This is a genomic window from uncultured Sphingomonas sp., from assembly GCF_964250165.1.
In the GTDB taxonomy this organism is placed as follows: domain Bacteria; phylum Pseudomonadota; class Alphaproteobacteria; order Sphingomonadales; family Sphingomonadaceae; genus Sphingomonas.
In genome coordinates this window covers 39,270-56,535 of sequence record NZ_CAXUEK010000003.1, presented here as the reverse complement: position 1 = coordinate 56,535, position 17,266 = coordinate 39,270, and the positions used below count along the sequence as shown (strand labels likewise).

16 protein-coding genes are annotated in these 17,266 nt (G+C 69.4%); 8 read left to right on the top strand and 8 right to left on the bottom strand.

All coding sequences use genetic code 11. The features are described 5' to 3' along the window. Nucleotides 1–26 precede the first annotated feature (26 nt). From ACFE64_RS01160 to ACFE64_RS01145, 4 genes are all read right to left on the bottom strand, one after another. Nucleotides 27–653 (bottom strand): TetR/AcrR family transcriptional regulator, encoded by a 627-nt coding sequence (locus ACFE64_RS01160; protein WP_375390608.1) that lies wholly within the window; start codon nucleotides 651–653, stop codon nucleotides 27–29. Between the two features lie 105 nt (nucleotides 654–758). Then, on the bottom strand, nucleotides 759–1,142 hold the full coding sequence (locus tag ACFE64_RS01155; protein ID WP_375390607.1) for a VOC family protein: 384 nt from the start codon (nucleotides 1,140–1,142) through the stop codon (nucleotides 759–761). A gap of 15 nt (nucleotides 1,143–1,157) precedes the next feature. Then, nucleotides 1,158–2,177: a glycosyltransferase family 4 protein gene (locus ACFE64_RS01150; RefSeq protein ID WP_375390606.1), complete on the bottom strand. Its 1,020-nt coding sequence runs from the start codon at nucleotides 2,175–2,177 to the stop codon at nucleotides 1,158–1,160. A gap of 49 nt (nucleotides 2,178–2,226) precedes the next feature. Then, nucleotides 2,227–4,002 (bottom strand): class I adenylate-forming enzyme family protein, encoded by a 1,776-nt coding sequence (locus ACFE64_RS01145; protein WP_375390605.1) that lies wholly within the window; start codon nucleotides 4,000–4,002, stop codon nucleotides 2,227–2,229. Nucleotides 4,003–4,093: 91 nt separating this feature from the next. On the opposite strand from ACFE64_RS01145, the gene ACFE64_RS01140 reads away from it, so the two are divergent. The 8 genes from ACFE64_RS01140 to ACFE64_RS01105 all read left to right on the top strand — a co-directional run bounded on the left by ACFE64_RS01140 (nucleotide 4,094) and on the right by ACFE64_RS01105 (nucleotide 13,120). After that, a complete protein-coding gene (locus tag ACFE64_RS01140) occupies nucleotides 4,094–5,347 on the top strand; it encodes a serine hydrolase domain-containing protein (RefSeq protein ID WP_375390604.1) in 1,254 nt (417 codons plus the stop codon). 93 nt (nucleotides 5,348–5,440) lie between these two features. Beyond that, a complete protein-coding gene (locus ACFE64_RS01135; protein ID WP_375390603.1) occupies nucleotides 5,441–7,468 on the top strand; it encodes a 3-hydroxyacyl-CoA dehydrogenase NAD-binding domain-containing protein in 2,028 nt (675 codons plus the stop codon). A gap of 99 nt (nucleotides 7,469–7,567) precedes the next feature. After that, nucleotides 7,568–8,881, top strand: a complete 1,314-nt coding sequence (locus tag ACFE64_RS01130; RefSeq protein WP_375390602.1) for an amidase family protein — start codon at nucleotides 7,568–7,570, stop codon at nucleotides 8,879–8,881. Next, nucleotides 8,878–9,282, top strand: a complete 405-nt coding sequence (locus ACFE64_RS01125) for a VOC family protein (protein WP_375390601.1) — start codon at nucleotides 8,878–8,880, stop codon at nucleotides 9,280–9,282. Before ACFE64_RS01130 ends, ACFE64_RS01125 begins: the two co-directional genes overlap by 4 nt. Nucleotides 9,283–9,297: 15 nt before the next feature. Next, complete coding sequence (locus ACFE64_RS01120; protein ID WP_375390600.1) at nucleotides 9,298–10,482, top strand: acyl-CoA dehydrogenase family protein; 1,185 nt, start codon at nucleotides 9,298–9,300, stop codon at nucleotides 10,480–10,482. Nucleotides 10,483–10,617: 135 nt separating this feature from the next. Further along, nucleotides 10,618–11,745, top strand: coding sequence for an acyl-CoA dehydrogenase family protein (locus tag ACFE64_RS01115; RefSeq protein WP_375390599.1), 1,128 nt, complete (start codon nucleotides 10,618–10,620; stop codon nucleotides 11,743–11,745). Beyond that, complete coding sequence (locus ACFE64_RS01110; protein WP_375390598.1) at nucleotides 11,745–12,647, top strand: acyl-CoA thioesterase; 903 nt, start codon at nucleotides 11,745–11,747, stop codon at nucleotides 12,645–12,647. Before ACFE64_RS01115 ends, ACFE64_RS01110 begins: the two co-directional genes overlap by 1 nt. Before the next feature lie 65 nt (nucleotides 12,648–12,712). After that, a complete protein-coding gene (locus ACFE64_RS01105; protein ID WP_375390597.1) occupies nucleotides 12,713–13,120 on the top strand; it encodes a BLUF domain-containing protein in 408 nt (135 codons plus the stop codon). Between the two features lie 55 nt (nucleotides 13,121–13,175). Here ACFE64_RS01105 and ACFE64_RS01100 read toward each other — a convergent pair whose 3' ends face one another. The 4 genes from ACFE64_RS01100 to ACFE64_RS01085 all read right to left on the bottom strand — a co-directional run bounded on the left by ACFE64_RS01100 (nucleotide 13,176) and on the right by ACFE64_RS01085 (nucleotide 17,229). Further along, entirely contained in the window at nucleotides 13,176–13,988 is an 813-nt protein-coding gene (locus tag ACFE64_RS01100; protein ID WP_375390596.1) for an SDR family NAD(P)-dependent oxidoreductase, read from the bottom strand. A 25-nt stretch (nucleotides 13,989–14,013) separates the two neighbouring features. Next, complete coding sequence (locus tag ACFE64_RS01095; RefSeq protein WP_375390595.1) at nucleotides 14,014–14,790, bottom strand: SDR family NAD(P)-dependent oxidoreductase; 777 nt, start codon at nucleotides 14,788–14,790, stop codon at nucleotides 14,014–14,016. A 137-nt stretch (nucleotides 14,791–14,927) separates the two neighbouring features. Continuing rightward, nucleotides 14,928–15,998, bottom strand: coding sequence for a phosphotransferase family protein (locus ACFE64_RS01090; RefSeq protein WP_375390594.1), 1,071 nt, complete (start codon nucleotides 15,996–15,998; stop codon nucleotides 14,928–14,930). Between the two features lie 136 nt (nucleotides 15,999–16,134). Beyond that, a complete protein-coding gene (locus ACFE64_RS01085) occupies nucleotides 16,135–17,229 on the bottom strand; it encodes a Zn-dependent alcohol dehydrogenase (protein WP_375390593.1) in 1,095 nt (364 codons plus the stop codon). Between the last annotated feature and the right edge of the window lie 37 nt (nucleotides 17,230–17,266).

Genomic DNA, 17,266 nt, shown 5'->3' with positions numbered 1-17,266 from the left:
GGCGCCGATCATCCGGGCCCAACGGGTCAGGCGGCGGCCGGCTCCATCGCGTCGCGCTTGAGCTGCCGGAGCACGCCCAGCACCTCGTCGACATCCAGGCTGGGGAAAACCTGACGCTGGATGGCGAGCCCGAACACGGCGAGCGTGATGGTGCGCGAGACGGCCTGGTCGCGCGCGGTGACCTTCACGCCCGCCGACTCGGCCCAGGCCGCGGTGCGCTGCGCGATGCGCGCGCCGAGCTGCTGGCGGAATTCGGCGAAACGGCTGCGCACCGCCTCGTCGCTGCGCGCGCCGACCATGATCTCCATGAATGCCACGCCCGCCGGCTGCAGCGCCACCTCCAGCCGCAGGTCCGGCAGGGCCGCGTAGCGTTCCCAAGGATCGGCGATCTTGTCGGCTGCCTTGGTGAAGTTCACCGCGTTGAGCTCCAGCACCTCGGTCAGCGTCGCCAGCATCAGATCCGCCTTGCTGGGGAAGTGGTGCAGCATGGCGCCGCGGCTGACCTCGGCGGTGGCGGCGACCGAGACGGTGGTGGTCGCGCCATAGCCCTGGCGGTAGAGGCATCGCACCGCCGCCTCCATGATCCGCGTCCGCATCGCGGCGGTGCGCTCGGCCTGGGTACGGCGCGCGGGCTTGGGCGGTTTGATCGCCACGGCTGCCTCCGGGCCAGCGCCGCATGTGACGCATGGCCGAGCCGGTTCTATACTAATTTTGTGGTCACGGATTTCAAGAAAGCGTCATGCGCGACGGCAAAGCGATCAGGCCGGCACGCGATGCATCGCGCAGAGCTTATTGCCGTCCGGATCGCGCAGATAAGCGAGGTAGAGCTGGCCGAAGCCACCCTCGCGGATGCCCGGCGCGTCCTCGATCGGCGTGCCGCCGGCGGCCACCCCGGCCTCGTGCCAGGCATCGGCCTGCGCCGGGTCGTCCATCCGGAAGCCGATCGTGCCGCCGTTGGCGTGCGTCGCCGGCTCGCCGTCGATCGGCGGCGTGACCATGAAGATGCCGCCATTGTGCATGTAGATGAGCCGGCCCTTGTCGTCCTCGCGCGCCGGCTTGCCGCCGATCGCGCCGAACAGCGCGTCGTAGAAGCGCTTCGATCGCGCGAGATCGTTGCTGCCGACCATCATGTGGCTGAACATTGGCCCTCTCCTCCGCTAGCGCCGGTCGCGACCGGCGAGCAGGCGCTCGTATAGCGCGGTATAGCGATCCGTCATCCGCTCGACGCTGAACCGCGCAATGGCGGCGCGGCGGCAGGCGGCGCGATCGATCGTGTCGATCCGGGCGAGCGCGGCCACCGCCTCGTCGAACCCGTCGACCAGGAAGCCGGTGACGCCGTCCTCGATCAGCTCGGGCATCGAGCCGCGACGATAGGCGATGACGGGCGTGCCGCAGGCCATCGCCTCCACGACCGACAGCCCGAACGGCTCGTCGAAGGCGATCAGATGAAGCAGCGCCCGCGCCGAACCGAGCGCCCGCGCCCGCTCCGCGCCGCCGACCACGCCCAGATAGCGCACCTGCTCGCCGTCGATGCGCGGCGCCACCTCGCGCTCCCAATAGCCCTGGTCCTGCACCAGCCCCGCCATGGCGAGCCTGCGGCCGGACGCCGCTGCCGCATCGATCGCGACCGCCGCGCCTTTGTCGGGGTGGAAACGGCCGAAGAACAGCAGGTCCTCGCCGCCCGGCCCGGCGGGGAAGTCGGCGATGCGGATGCCGTGGTGGATCGTCTCGGCATAGGTGAGGCCCGGATGCCGATCGGCGTCGCTGATCGCAACATAATGCGCGTGACCGTCATAGCGCCGGTAGACGGGCAGGATGCGTTCGGACGAGAAGCCGTGGATGGTGGTGACGACCGGCGTGTCGACCAGCCGGCTGAACGCCAGCGGCACGAAATCCGCCTGGTTGTGGATCAGGTCGAACGCGGCCGCGCGCTCGAACACCTCGGCGACGTGGACGATCTCCCACACCTTCGCGTCGAGCGAGGGGTCCTCGGAATAGCCGCGGGGCACGATCCCGGCGAGCGTGCCCGCCGTTGCCGAATCCTGCGTGGCGAACAGCGTCACGTCGATGCCGCGCGCGACCAGCCCCTCGGTCAACAGGCTGGTGACAAGCTCCCACGGGCCATAGCCGCGCGGCGGCGTGCGCCAGGAGATCGGGGCGAGCATGGCGATGCGCATGGCTCAGCCCCTAGAGAGCCGCGATGCTACGCGCCACGGAAACGCGCAGCTAGGCCGCCGCCTCCATCCGGTCCGCGAACAGCACCCCAAGCTCGCGCTTGAGGATCTTGCCGTTGGCGTTGCGCGGCAGCGTCTCCGTCGCGAAACGGATCGCGACGGGCGTCTTGAAGGCCGCCAGCCGCGCCTTGACCCACGCCTGCAGCTCCGCCTCGCTCGCCGTCATGCCCGGCGCGAGGTGGACCACCGCCGCCGGCTCTTCGCCGAGCGTGCGATGGGGGATGCCGATCAGCGCGCAATCGGTCACGGCGGGGTGCTCGTAAAGGGCGTTCTCGACCTCGCTCGAATAGATGTTCTCGCCGCCGCGGATGATCATGTCCTTGGCGCGATCGACGATGTAGACGAAGCCCTCCTCGTCCAGCCGCGCCAGATCGCCGGTGCGCACCCAGCCGTCGACGAAGGTCGCGGCCGATGCCTCGGGCTTGTTCCAATACCCCTTCACGATCATCGGCCCGCGCGCCCACAGCTCGCCGACCTCGCCGGTCGGCAGCACGGTCACGCCGTCCTCGTCGCGGATCTCCAGGTCGGCGGTGGCGACGGGCGGGCCGGCGCTGGTCGGGCGGTTGAGATAATCCTCCGCCGAATGGCCGGTGACGGTCGCCATCGTCTCCGTCATGCCCCAGCCATTGCTGGGCAGCGCGCCGAACTCCTCGTAGATCTTCCTGACCAGCTCGGGCGCGGACGGCGCGCCGCCATAGCCGATCGCCTCGATCGAGGAGAGGTCGTATCGGTGCCGGTCGGGGTGCTCGATCAGCTGCCAGGCGATGGTCGGCACGCCGCCGGTCATGTTGACCTTCTCGCGCTGGATCAGCTCCATCGCGCGCACCGGGTCCCATTTGCGCATGTAGACGCTGGTGGAGCCGCCCGCGATCGTCCCCATCAGCCCCGCCGAGCAGGCGGTGACGTGAAACAGCGGGATGACGGTGAGGCTGGTGCGCGGCATCGGCTCGGGGATGGGCACGCCGCGGCGGAGGAAGGAGCGGGCGGCCGAATAACCGCCCGACAGGATGTTGGTCATCAGGTTGCGGTGGGTGCCGAGCGCCCCCTTGGGCGCGCCCGTGGTGCCGCTGGTGTAGAAGATCGTCGCGTCGTCGTCCGGCACGATCTCGGCCGGCGGCAGCGCCGTCTCGGGCAGCGACGCGAAATCGTGCGGCGTGCCGATCACATCCTCCAGCCGCGTCGCCCCATGGCTTTCCGGGCTGTCGAGCGGCGCGGTCGCGCGGCTGACCAGGATGTGCTGGAGCTCGGGCAGACCGGCGTAGTGGAGCTGGAGCCGCTGATGCCGCTCGTCATCGAGGATCAGCACCTTGGCCCCGGAGTCTTTTAAACCGTATTCCAGCTCGGCGCCCGTCCACCAGGCGTTGAGCGGCACCATGATCGCGCCGATCGCGGTCGCCGCGAAGAAGGCGACCGGCCATTCGGGCAGGTTGCGCATCGCCAGCGCGACGCGGTCACCCTTCCCGACGCCCAGCTCGGCAAGCCGGTTGGCCAGCACCGCGACCGCGCGGAAATTGGCGGCATAGGTGACGCGCTCGTCCTCATAGATCGAGAGCAGCCGCTCGCCATGCGCGACCGATGCCTCGATCAGGAAGCGCAGGTGGGGCGGCGCATTCTTCCACACTCGCGTCGGGATGCCGCGGATGGGGATCGTCTCCATTTCGAACTTGCCGCCCGGCGCGGTGAGTGCGGCGCCGGCGTCGGCGAGCGACATGGCGGGCCAGGAGGCGGGAAGCGCGATGACGGGTTCGCTGGCCACTATGCTCTCCATGTCCGATCGACGGGCGGCTGCCGTTTCGCCAAGGTTAGAGTTGATTCATGCCCCGCTCAAGGCGATAGAGCGAGCAGTTAGAAATCGAGGTATGGAGCGGATGGCCAGGGCGGACGCGGAGCGGGCGACGGGGGACGCCGCGCGGTCGGGCTTCGATCCGGAGCGGCTGGCCCGGATCGACGCGTTCCTGAAGGAACGCTATCTCGACACGGGCAAGCTGCCCAACGCGCAACTGCTGATCGCGCGCGACGGCGAGATCGCGCACTTTTCGCACCAGGGCGCGAGCCGCGAGGACGGCGGCGCGATCGATGAAGGCTCCCTGTTCCGCATCGCCTCGATGACGAAGCCGATCACCTCGGCGGCGTTCATGATCCTGGTGGAGGAGGGCAAGGTCGCGGTCGACACTCCCGTCCACCACGTCTTGCCCGAGCTGAAGGGCGTCGGCGTCTATAATGGCGGCGGCGCGGGCGTGCCGTTCCTCAGCAAGGCGACCGTCGAGCCGATGCGCATGCTCGACCTGCTGCGGCACACGTCAGGGCTCACCTACGGTTTCCAGAACCGGAGCAACATCGACGCCGCCTATCGCGAGGCGAAGCTGGGCGAATGGCATGGCGGGCACGACCTGCAGCAGTTCGTCGCCGCGCTCGGCCAGCTGCCGCTGGAGTTCTCACCGGGCGAGGCGTGGAACTACTCGGTCTCCACCGACGTGCTCGGCGCGGTGGTGGAGCGGGTGTCCGGCCAGGGGCTGGACCAGTTCTTCCACGAGCGCCTGTTTGCGCCGCTCGGCATGGACGACACCTTCTTCCAGGTGCCCGCCGACAAGGTGGAGCGGCTGACCGACTGCTATGTCTGGCACCCCAAGAAGCGCGAGCGGGTCATGTTCGATGCGGGCGGCCAGTCTGGCTGGGCGAAGCGCCCCAACCTGCTGTCGGGCGGCGGCGGGCTGGTCTCGACCGCGCTCGATTACCACCGTTTCTGCCAGATGTGCGCCAACGGTGGCACGCTCGACGGCGCGCGCGTGCTCGGGCGCAAGACGCTCGACCTGATGCGGATGAACCACCTGCCTAACAAGGCGGACCTGTCCTCGATGTCGCGCTCGCTGTTCAGCGAGACGCAGAACGCGGGCACCGGCTTCGGGCTCGGCTTCGCGGTGGTGCAGGATGTCGCCAAGACCATGATGCCGGGCTCGCTCGGCGAATATTATTGGGGCGGGATGTTCTCGACCGCCTTCTTCATCGATCCCGTCGAGCGGTTGCACATGGTGTTCATGACCCAGCTGAGCCCATCCGCGCTCTACCCGATCCGGCGCGAGCTGAAGACGATGATCTATTCGGCGCTGACCTAATCGTCATTCCCGCGCAGGCGGGAATCCATTTCTCCACCTGCGCTCGGGGCTGAATGGATCCCCGCCTGCGCGGGGATGACAGAAGGAAATCGCATGCCCTCCCCCATCCGCACCGAGCGTCACGGCGACGTGCTCGTCATCATCTCCGACAACCCGCCGGTGAACGCGCTCGGCGCCGGCGTCCGCGAAGGGCTGGAGGCCGGCATCAAGCAGGGCGTCGCCGACGCGTCGATCGCCGCGATGGTGATCCGCTGCGACGGCCGCACCTTCTTCGCGGGCGCGGACATCACCGAGTTCGGGCGGCCGCCGCAGGGGCCGCAGCTGCCGCAGGTCGTCGACATGATCGAGGCCGCCGACAAGCCGGTGGTCGCCGCGATCCACGGCACGGCGCTGGGCGGCGGGTGCGAGGTGGCGCTGGCGTGTCACTACCGCGTCGCGGTGCCCTCGGCCAAGCTGGGGCTGCCGGAGGTGAAGCTGGGGCTGCTGCCGGGCGCCGGCGGCACGCAGCGGCTGCCCCGCGTCGCGGGCGTCAGGCTGGCGGTGCAGATGACCGCGCTCGGCGACCCGATCTCGGCCCGGCAGGCGGCCGACGCGGGGTTGGTCGACCGGGTCGTCGGCGAGGACAGCCTGGGAGCGGACGCGATCGCCTTCGCCACGGAGATCGCGGCCAAGCGCCCCCTCCCCCGCGCGTCCGAGAAGACCGTGCAGGCGGACCCTGCCGCGATCGAGGAGTTCCGGAAGGCGAACGGCCGCAAGATGCGCGGCTTCGACGCGCCCGCCGCCAACATCGCCTGCATCGAAAAGGCCGCGTCGGGCGCATCGTTCCGCGAGGGCGTCGAGTTCGAGCGGCAGGAGTTCATGAAGTTGATGGGCGGCACGCAATCGGCCGCGCAACGCTACCTGTTCTTCGCCGAGCGCCAGGCCGCCAAGGTCGACGACCTCCCCGCCGACGTCCAGCTCCGCGCCATCAAGAAAGTCGGCGTGATCGGCGCGGGCACGATGGGCGGCGGCATCTCGATGAACTTCCTCCAGGCCGGCATCCCGGTGACGATCGTCGAGACCGCGCAGGAGGCGCTCGATCGCGGTACCGGCGTGATCCGCCGCAACTACGACAATTCCGCCAGGCGCGGCCGCTACACGGCGGACAAGGTGGACGAGATGATGGGGCGTCTCTCCCCTACGCTCGACCTGGCGCAGCTCAAGGACTGCGATCTCGTGATCGAGGCGATCTACGAGAACATGGACGCCAAGAAGGAGCTGTTCCGCAAGCTCGACGCGATCTGCAAGCCGAGCGCGATCCTCGCGTCGAATACCAGCTACCTCAACATCAACGAGATGGCGGACGTGACGGGGCGGCCGGGCGACGTGATCGGCATGCACTTCTTCTCGCCCGCCAACGTCATGCGGCTGCTCGAGGTGGTGCGCGGCGCCAGGACCGCGCCCGACGTGCTGGCGACGGTGATGGCGCTGGCCAAGCCGATCGGCAAGGTGGCGGTGGTGTCGGGCGTGTGCCCGGGCTTCATCGGCAACCGCATGCTGTCGCAGCGCGGCGGCCCGGCCAATACCATGCTGATGCAGGGCGTCGCGCCCGAGACGATCGACAAGGTGCTGACCGATTTCGGCATGCCGATGGGCGTCTATCAGATGAGCGACCTCGCCGGCGTCGACATCGGCTGGCACCGCGATCCCACCCGCATCGAGAGCATCCGCGACGCGCTCGCCGCCAAGGGCCGCTGGGGGCAGAAGACCAAGAAGGGGTTCTACGACTACGACGAGAACCGGAATCCGACGCCGTCCGCCGAGGTCAAGCAGATCATCGACGAGTTCCGCGCGAAGGGGGGCCACGAAAGCAGGACCTACAGCGACGACGAGATCCTGGGCGCGCTGCTCTATCCGATGGTCAACGAGGGCGCGAAGATCCTGGACGAGGGCGTCGCCCAGCGGGCGTCCGACATCGATGTGGTGTGGATCTACGGCTATGGCTGGCCGGTCTATCGCGGCGGGCCGATGTTCTGGGCCAACACGGTCGGGCTGGACAAGGTCGTCGCCGGGCTGGAGGCGCAGGGTGTCGAGGTCGCGCCGCTGCTGCGCAAGAAGGCAGCGGCGGGGGAGAGGTTCTGATGCAGGGCCCCGTCATCCCCGCGCAGGCGGGGATCTATCTCAGGCCGCATACTTGCGCGAAAATGGATTCCCGCCTTCGCGGGAATGACGGCTTCCTTCGTGGCTGAACGCTCCGCCCTTCACACCGCCGCTGCCGTCCGCTCCGGCGATAAGACGGCGGCGCAGGTCTGCGACGAGACGATCGCGCGCATCGAGACGCGCGACGGCGAACTCAACGCCGTCGTGGTGCGCGACTTCGACCGGGCGCGCGCCACCGCCCGGGCGCTGGACAAGCGGATCGCCACCGGCTTCGACGCGCCGCTGCTCGGCGTCGCGATGACGGTGAAGGAGAGCTTCGACGTCGCCGGCCTGCCGACGACGTTCGGGTTCGAGGAGCATCGCGGCTTCGTCGCCCAAACGGACGCGGTCGCCGTCACCCGCCTCAAGAACGCGGGGGCGATCATCCTGGGCAAGACCAATGTGCCGCCCTCGCTCGCCGATCTCCAGTCGAACAACCCCGTCTATGGACGCACCAACAACGCCGTCGACCCTAGCCGCGTCGCGGGCGGTTCGTCGGGCGGATCGGCGGTGGCGGTGGCGGCGGGTATGGTGCCGCTGGAGTTCGGCTCGGACATCGGCGGCTCGATCCGGGTGCCCGCCGCCTTCAACGGGGTGTGGGGCCACAAGCCGAGCTGGGGCGTGCTGCCCGCCGACGGCCATTATTTTCCCGGCACCGACAGCGCGCGCACGGTGCTGTCCGTCGTCGGCCCGCTCGCGCGCGATGGCGACGATCTCGCCGCCACGGTCGACATCGTCGCCGATCACCCGCTCGCGCCCGCCCCGCGCCGCACACCGGGCGAGTGGCGCGTCCTGCTGCTCACCGGCCACCCCCTGGCCAAGGTGCAGGGCAGCATCGTCGCTGCGCTTGAAACGCTCGGCGAGGCCTTCGCCCGCGCCGGCGGGACCGTCGATCGGGGCAGCGGCCTCCTGCCCGATCTGGAGCGGCAGCATGCGGGCTATTGGCAGCTGCTCAACGTCGCGCTGTCGCGCCGTCTGCCGCCCGGCGCCGCGCCGGAGACGTCGCTCGAAACCTGGCACCAGCTCCACGACGAGCAGGCGCGCAACCTGCGTCAGTGGCGCCGACTGTTCGAGCGCTATGATGCGGTGATCGCGCCCACCGTCGGCATGACCGCCTTCGCGCACGACGACACCCCGCTTGCCGAGCGCCGCCTCGACATCGACGGCGAGGACACGCAATTCTTCCACCAGTTCGTCTTTCCCGGCCTCGCCACCTTCCCGATGCTGCCGGCGACCAGCGTGCCGATCGGCCGCGACGGTGACGGACTGCCGATCGGCGTCCAGGTGATCGCCGACGCCTTCGCCGATCACACCGCCATCGCCGTCGCGCGCGCGGCCCATGAGGTGACCCGATGACCGATCCCGCCACCCCCGCCGTCTCGTTCAGCTTCAGCTTCTTCAAGATCAACGTCGCCGATCTCGATGCGGCGGTGCGCTTCTACACCGAGGTGTTCGGCTTTTCGGTCACGGACACCGTGTCGCTGCCGGAGCTGGAGGAGCGGATGCTCGTCATGCCGGGCGCCAAGTTCACGCTGGTGCTGCTGCAGTGGCAGGACGGGCGCGCGATCACCGTCGGCAACGGCTTCGGCCCCGCCGGCTTCCTGACCCGCGATGTCGACGCCGCGTATGGCAGGGCGCTGGCGCACGGCGCGTCCGCGCATCGCCCGCCGACCGGTATGGGACCAATGCGCGTCGCCTTCGTGCTTGATCCCGAAGGCCACGAGATCGAAATGATCCAATACCGCCGCGCCGCCTGACCCGGAGTGACCCCGATGACCGACCTCGACGCCTTCCGTTCCGAAACCCGCGCCTGGCTCGCGGAGAACTGCCCGCCCGAGATGCGCGAGCCGGTGCGCTCGGACGACGATGTCTGCTGGGGCGGCCGCAACTTCACGCCGTCCAGCCCGGCGCAGAAGGACTGGCTCGACCGCATGGGCGCGAAGGGCTGGACGGTGCCCGACTGGCCCAGCGCCTATGGCGGCGGCGGCCTCAGCCCGGCCGAGACCAAGGTGCTGCGCGAGGAGCTGGCGGCGATCCGCGCGCGCAACCCGCTCAATTCCTTCGGCATCTCCATGCTCGGGCCCGCGCTGCTGAAATACGGCAGCGAGGAGCAGAAGCTCGACTACCTGCCGAAGATCGCGCGCGGCGAGATCCGCTGGTGCCAGGGCTATTCGGAGCCCAACGCCGGCTCCGACCTCGCCGGGCTGCAGACCTCGGCCGTCCCCGACGGCGACGATTACATCGTCAATGGCCAGAAGGTATGGACCAGCTACGCCGACAAGGCCGACTGGATCTTCTGCCTGGTCCGCACCAGCAAGGAATCGAAGCAGGGCGGCATCAGCTTCCTGCTGTTCGACATGGCCTCGCCCGGCGTCTCGACCAAGCCGATCCTGCTGATCAGCGGCTATTCGCCCTTCTGCGAGACCTTCTTCGACAATGTCCGCGTACCCAAGTCGCAGCGCGTCTACGACGAGAACAAGGGCTGGGACGTCGCCAAATACCTGCTCGGCCACGAGCGCGAGATGATCTCGGGCATGGGGCTGGGCGGCCAGGGCGAGAACCCGCTGGTCGCCGGCGCGATCGCGACGATCGGGCTGGACCATGACGGCAAGCTCGCCGACCCGCTGCTGCGCGGCCAGATCGCCGCGTTCGAGGTGCGCGCCAAGGCGTTCCGCGCGATGTCGGAGCGCTTCGTCGACGAGCTCAAGGCAGGCAAGGCACATCCCGCTCAGCCGTCGATGATGAAGTATTTCGGCACCGAGCTGAACAAGAGCCGCCACGAGCTGCTGATGGCGGCAGGCGGCTCGGACGCGCTGGAATGGGAGAGCGACCGCTCGAACGGCGGCGCGGCCCCGCGCGCGTGGCTGCGCACCAAGGCCAACTCGATCGAGGGCGGCACCAGCGAGGTGCAGCTCAACATCATCGCCAAGCGGATCCTGGAGCTGCCGGGCGCTTGAGTCCCGCTCCCTTCAGGGGAGAGGGACAGGCGCCGGAGGCGCCAGGGCGAGGGGATGAACACGCAGCCCCTCTCCCGACCTCGCTACGCTCGGCCACCCTCTTCCCTGCAGGGAGAGGGACAAAGGGAAACGAAAATGCCCCTCTACCTGAACAACGAACAGCAGATGCTCCGCGATACCGCACGCGACTTCGTGGCGGACGCCGCACCCGTCGCGCACCTGCGCGCGCTGCGTGATGCGGACGATCCGACCGGCTTCTCGCGCGACCTGTGGAAGCAGTTCGCCGAGATGGGCTTCACCGGCATCCTGATCGGCGAGGAGCAGGGCGGATTGGGTCTCGGCCATGTCGAGGCGGGCGTGGTGCTGGAGGAGATCGGACGCAACCTCAGCCCCTCCCCGTTCCTCGCCACCGCGGTCGCCGCGGTCGCGGCGCTGCAGGGCACCGCGCAGGGGGAGCGCTGGTTCCCCGGCATCGTCGCCGGCGAGACGGTCGCGGCGCTGGCGGTCGATGAGGGCGCGAAGCACCGCGAGGCGGTCGGGCTCAAGGCCGAGCGGTCGGGCAACGGCTTCAGGTTGACCGGCGCCAAACGGTTCGTGACCCACGGCCATGTCGCCGACCTGCTGATCGTCGCCGCGCGCACCGCCGGCGCGGCCGATGACGAGGCGGGCATTACCCTGTTCGCGGTGGAACAGGACGCGGCGGGCCTGACCGCCACACCCGAACGCCTCGCTGACGCCAGCATCGCCGCCCGCCTGGAGTTCGATGGCGTGGCGGTCGATGCCGACGCGGTGATCGGCGAGGTCGACGCCGGGCGCGACCCGCTCGACCGCCTGCTCCGCGCCGGCCGCACCGGTGCCTCGGCCGAGCTGCTAGGGGTCGGCGGCGGCGCGATGGACATGACGGTGGGCTACCTCAAGCAGCGCAAGCAGTTCGGCACGGTAATCGGCAGCTACCAGGCCCTCCAGCATCGCGCCGCGCATCTGTACGCCGAGATGGAGGTCGCGCGCGCCGCCGTGCTCAAGGCGCAGCAGCTGCTCGATTCAGGGTCCGATCGCGCCGACGAGGCGGTATCGGTTGCCAAGGCGCAGGCGGCGCTCGCCACCGCGCTGGCGGTTCAGGAGGGCGTCCAGATGCACGGCGGCATCGGCATGACCGACGAATATGCGATCGGCTTCTACATGAAGCGCCACCGCGCGCTTGCCGAGCTGTTCGGCGACGCCAACTTTCACGCCGACAAGCTCGCGCGCGCGGCAGGCTTTTGATGTTCGAGGACGATCCCGCCACCGGCCGACCGCGCGGCCCCGAGGCACTCGCCGCCATGCTCGTCAATCTCCTCGACGTCGAGGAGATCGACACCGACCTGTATCGCGGCGCCAAGCTGCCCGGCGGCCGCGGCCGGGCGTTCGGCGGGCAGGTGGTCGCGCAGGCGCTGCAGGCGGCGCAGCGTTCCGCGGACGGCAAGATCGCTCACTCGCTTCACGCCTACTTCATGCGCGCCGGCGACGATTCGCTGCCGATCGTCTACCGCGTCGTGCGCGACTTCGACGGCAAGAGCTTCGCCACCCGGCGCGTCATCGCCACCCAGCGCGGCCAGCCGATCCTCAACATGGCCGCTTCCTTCCAGGTTGAGGAGGGCGGCCTGCACCACCAGAACGCGATGCCCGACGTGCCGCCGCCGGAAGAGCTGAAGACCGAGGCGGAGCTGCGCGCCGAGGTCGCCGAGCAGGTGCCCGAGCGGATGCGGGCCAATTTCCTGCGCTGGAACAGCCCGATCGACGTGCGTCCGCTCTACCCGCGCGGCTGGTATGGCGCGGAGAAGCGGGAGCCGGTGAACTTCAGCTGGTTCCGCGCCGTCGGCTCCATCGGCGACGATCCCGCGATGCACCGCGCGGTCCTCGTCTACGCCTCCGACATGGCACTGATGGCGACCAGCATGATGCCGCACGGCGTCGCCTGGACGACGCCGGGGATGCAGAGCGCCAGCCTGGATCACGCCGTGTGGCTGCACGAGCCGGTCCGCGCCGACGATTGGCTGCTCTACGCGACCGACAGCCCCTGGGCGGGGCACGCGCGCGGCATGAATCGCGGCAGCATCTTCAGCCGCGACGGCCGGCTGGTCGCGAGCGTCGCGCAGGAGGGGTTAATCCGCCTGCGTGTAACATAGATTAGCTACGATTTACGGGGCCTTTGCGGATGTTTTCTACGCGACACGCGGAAGGAAACGCGTTCATGATCCGCCTGCTCTACATCAGCACCGCCAGCCGCCCGATCACGCCGCTGATGGTCGACCATATCCTGCGCACGTCGCGCCGCAATAACGCCGCTGTCGGCGTGACCGGGCTGCTCGTCACCGGCGGCCGCCGCTTCCTCCAGGCGCTCGAGGGGCCGGACGAAGCGGTGCAGGCGACCTACGACCGCATCAGCGCAGACCCGCGCCACTTCGCGGTCGTGCAGCTCGCGCGCGAGGTGATCGGCACGCGACAGTTCGCCCAATGGACGATGGGCGTGCAGCAAGGCGCGCCGGCAACCGGCGCTCTCGCGGTGTCCGAGGCCGTCCGGGCGCTGATCGCGCCGATCGGCGACGCATCGCTGCGAGGGTATTTCTGCGGCTTCGCGCAGCGTCAGGCGGCAGCCTGATTGTCGGTGCCCGGCGGCGGCGACGGGTCCCGCCGCCCGGACCAACTGACCCTCCCTACACCGCCGTGCGACCATATTCCTGCTTCGTGACCGGATGGCTGGAAGACAGCCCGCCGTCGACCGCGATCGCCTGGCCGTTGACGTAGCTGGCGTCGTCGGACGCCAGGAACAGCGCGACGCGGGCCAGTTCCTCGGGCTGGGCACCGCGGCGCAGCGGATTGAGGCGGCCGACGCGGTCCATCTTCCCCGCCTCGCGCGCATAGTCGAAGGTCGGCTTGGTCATGCCCGTCTCGGTCAGGCCGGGGCAGATCGCGTTGACGCGGACGTTGGCGCCGGACAGTTGCTGCGCGGCGGTCTTGGCGAGGTTGATGACGCCCGCCTTGGAGGCGGAATAGGCCGGCGAGCCCGCGCCGGAGCGGATGCCGGCGACGCTGGCGGTCAGGATGATCGCGCCGCCTCGGTTCTGTTGGGCCGCCCGCTCGGCGATGCGCGGGGCCGCGTGCTTGATCGCCAGATAGGGGCCGATCAGGTTGACGCGCAGCACCTCGGTGATGAGCGCCACGTCGGTGTCGAAGATGTTCGCCATCCCGCCCGAGATGCCGGCGTTGGCGAACATCACGTCGAGCCCGCCGAACCGATCGAGCGCGAGCTGGACGGTGCGCTGGACGTCCGTTTCCGCGCCGGCGTCCATCTGGATGCTGTCGGCCGTCCCGCCGGCGTCGCGGATCGCCTGCGCGGTCGCGTCCGCGCCGTCGGTCTTGTCGGCGCACACCACCCGCCCGCCCTCGGCCGCGAACAGCGTCGCCGCGGCGCGACCGATGCCGGAGCCCGCGCCGGTGACGATGATGGACTTGTTCTCGAAACGCATTCTTCTCTCCCCAGTCGTCCCGGCCTCAGATCGTCACGCCGCCGTCGATCACCATCGTCTGCCCGGTCATGAACGCGGATGCCCGGCTCGCGAGGAACACCACCGCGCCCGCGATCTCCTCCGGCTCGCCGATGCGGCGCAGCGGCACGCGGCGGTTCGCCTCCTCCTGGCGCTCCGGGTTCTCCCACAGCGCGCGCGCGAAGTCGGTCTTGATGAGGCCCGGCGCGATGCAGTTCACGCGCACGCCGGCGGGGCCGTATTCGTGCGCCAGGTTGCGCGCGAGCTGCATGTCGGCGGCCTTGCTGATGCAATAGGCGCCGATTGCCGTGGAGCCGCGCAGGCCGCCGATCGACGAGACGATCACGATCGAGCCCTCTTTCCGCTCGCGCATCTCGGGGGCGACCATGGTGATCAGCCAGTGGTTGGAGAGGATGTTGTTGTCCAGGATCTTGCGAAACTGCTCGTCCGCGATCCCCTCCTGCGGGCCGTAATAGGGATTGGACGCAGCGTTGCAGACCAGGCAGTCGATCCGGCCGAACGCGCGGCGGCTCTCGTCGACCAAGTGCTGGAGCGCCGCCTTGTCGGAGATGTTGGCGGCGACCGCGATCGCCGTGCCCCCATTTCCTTTGGTACCGAAGCGCTGGTTGATCTCGGCCGCGACCGCGTCGCAGGCATCCTGCTTGCGGCTGGAGATCACCACGGTCGCGCCCTGCTCGGCGCAGGCGATCGCGGCGGCCTTGCCGATGCCGCGCGAGGAGCCGGTGATGAGGACCGTGCGGCCGGTCAGATCGAATTGCGACATGATTACTCCCTCTTCCCTTCGGAGGAGAGGGTCGGGGAGAGGGGGACGCCGGTTGGCATCCGCCCCATCGGCCAGCTCCTCTCCCTTCCGCCGCTACGCGGCTCCCCCCTCTCCTCTGAAGGGGAGTGGGAATTGGCTTACGCCCCCGCCTTCTGCGCGAACTCCCAGCTTGCCCTGGCCAGCCGATACACGCCCGCCGCGGATCGCTCGGCCTGGGCGGACGAGGCGGTGCCCTCCACGATGCGCTTCTTGATGCCCTGAACGATGCCGGTCAGCCGGAACAGGCTGTAGCTGAAATACCAATTGAGGTCGGGCACACCGTCGCGCCCCGTCGCGGCGCAATAGCGCGCGACCATGTCCTCCATCGTCGGGATGCCCGTCTCCGGCCCCGTCCGGCCCATCACGCCCGAGCGGCCCTCGGGCTGCGTCACCCAGCTCATCAGAAAATAGGAAAAGTCGGCGAGCGGATCGCCCAGCGTCGACAGCTCCCAGTCGAGCACCGCGATGACGCGCGGTTCGGTCCGGTGGACGATCATGTTGTCGATGCGGTAGTCGCCATGGACGATGCTGGTGCGCGTCTGCTCGGGCACGGTGGCGGCCAGGAACTCGATCAGCCGCTCGACCTCCGGCATGTGCTCGGTCTCGGACATGCGATATTGCTTCGTCCAGCGCTCGACCTGGCGGGCGAAGTAATTGCCCGGCCGGCCGAACTCGCCCAGCCCCGCCGCCTGATAGTCCGTGTTGTGGAGCACGGCGAGCGTGTCGCAGATGCCGTTGTAGATCGCGGTGCGCTCGGCGGGCGCGTAGCCGGGCAGCGTGCCGTCCCAGAAATTGCGGCCGTCGGCGAAGCCCATGACGTAGAACATCGACCCGACGACGTCCTCGTCCGTGCACAGGCCATGGGGCCGCGCGACGGGAAAGCCGGTGGGGTAAAGCCCGGCGATCAGCCGATATTCGCGATCGACGGCGTGCGCGGAGGGGAGCAGGTTGCCGAACGGCTTGCGGCGCAGGACATAGGCGCCCGACGGGCTGTCGATCCGATAAGTCGGGTTGGACTGGCCGCCGGCGAACTTGGCGTAGGTGAGCGGGCCTTCGAAGCCCTCGACGTTCGCCGCCATCCAGGCCGTGAGCTTCGCCTCGTCGAGCCGGTCCTTGTCGTCGACCGGGATGGTGCCGGTCATGCTGGCCGAAGGTGCAGCGTCGGTCATTCCCCCTCCCCGTCATACCGGCCCTGTGCCGGCATCCACTCCCGATCCCGGCCATATCGTCGCGAGCCGTTCCCGGCCGTCAGGAAAGGCCTTGAATGGATCTCGGCACAAGGCCGGGGTGACAGGGAAGAAGCTCTCACGAGAACACGATCACCGAGCGCGTGGTGTCGCCCTTGCGCAGCTCGTCGAAGGCGTCGTTGATGCGCTCGATCGGCATGCGGTCCGCGATGATCGTGTCGAGGTCGAGGCTGCCGCGCTGGTAGAAATCGACCAGGCGCGGGATGTCGACGGGGAAGTGGTTGCGCCCCATCAGCGCGCCCTGCAGCTTCTTGTCGGCCAGCAGGTCGAGCGCGGAGAGGCCGACCTTCTCGCTCAACGGCATCATGCCCAGGATCGTCGCCGCGCCGCCGCGCCGCAGCACCTTGACCGCCGTGGCGGCGGACTGCGGGCGCCCGACCGCCTCGATCGCGTGGTGGACGCCGCCGCGGCTGATCTCGATCACCTCGTCGGCCGCGGTTGCCGAGTTGGCGTCGACGCTGTGGGTCGCACCCAACTTTTCGGCGAGCGCGCGCTTCTCGGGCACCGGATCGACCGCGATCACCTTGCCCGCGCCGGCGATCTTGGCGGCGTTGACCGCGGCGAGCCCGACACCGCCGCAGCCGACGATGCACACCGTCTCACCCGGCACCACCTTGGCGGCGTTGAAGATCGCGCCCGCCCCCGTCGTCACCGCGCAGCCGAGGATCGCGGCGCGGTCGAGCGGCATGTCGCGGTCGATCGCCACGCAGGCATGCTCGTGGATGAGCATCATCTCGGCAAAGGACGACAGGTTGAGCATCTGGTTGACCGGGCGCCTATCCGATCCGGCCCCCAGCATCAGCCGCGGCGGGCCGCCCTTGGCGCGCTTCACGCCCGGATCGACACACAGCGACATGCGGCCGGTGACGCAGAACTCGCAATGTCCGCAGAACGCCGACAGGCAGGTCACGACATGGTCGCCCGGCTTGACCGTGCGCACCTCCTCGCCGACCGCCTCGACCACGCCCGCCGCCTCGTGGCCGGGAATGCCGGGCATCGGCGCGGGATAGGCGCCGTCGACGAAATGGAGGTCGGAGCGGCACACCCCGCACGCCGCGGTGCGGATCAGCACCTCGTGCGCCTGCGGTTTGTCGACGGTGACGTCCTCGATGCGGAGGGGCGTCTTGGCTTCGAACAGGACAGCGGCTTTCATAGGGTCCTTTCGCTTCCCCGGCGCAGGCCGAGGCCCA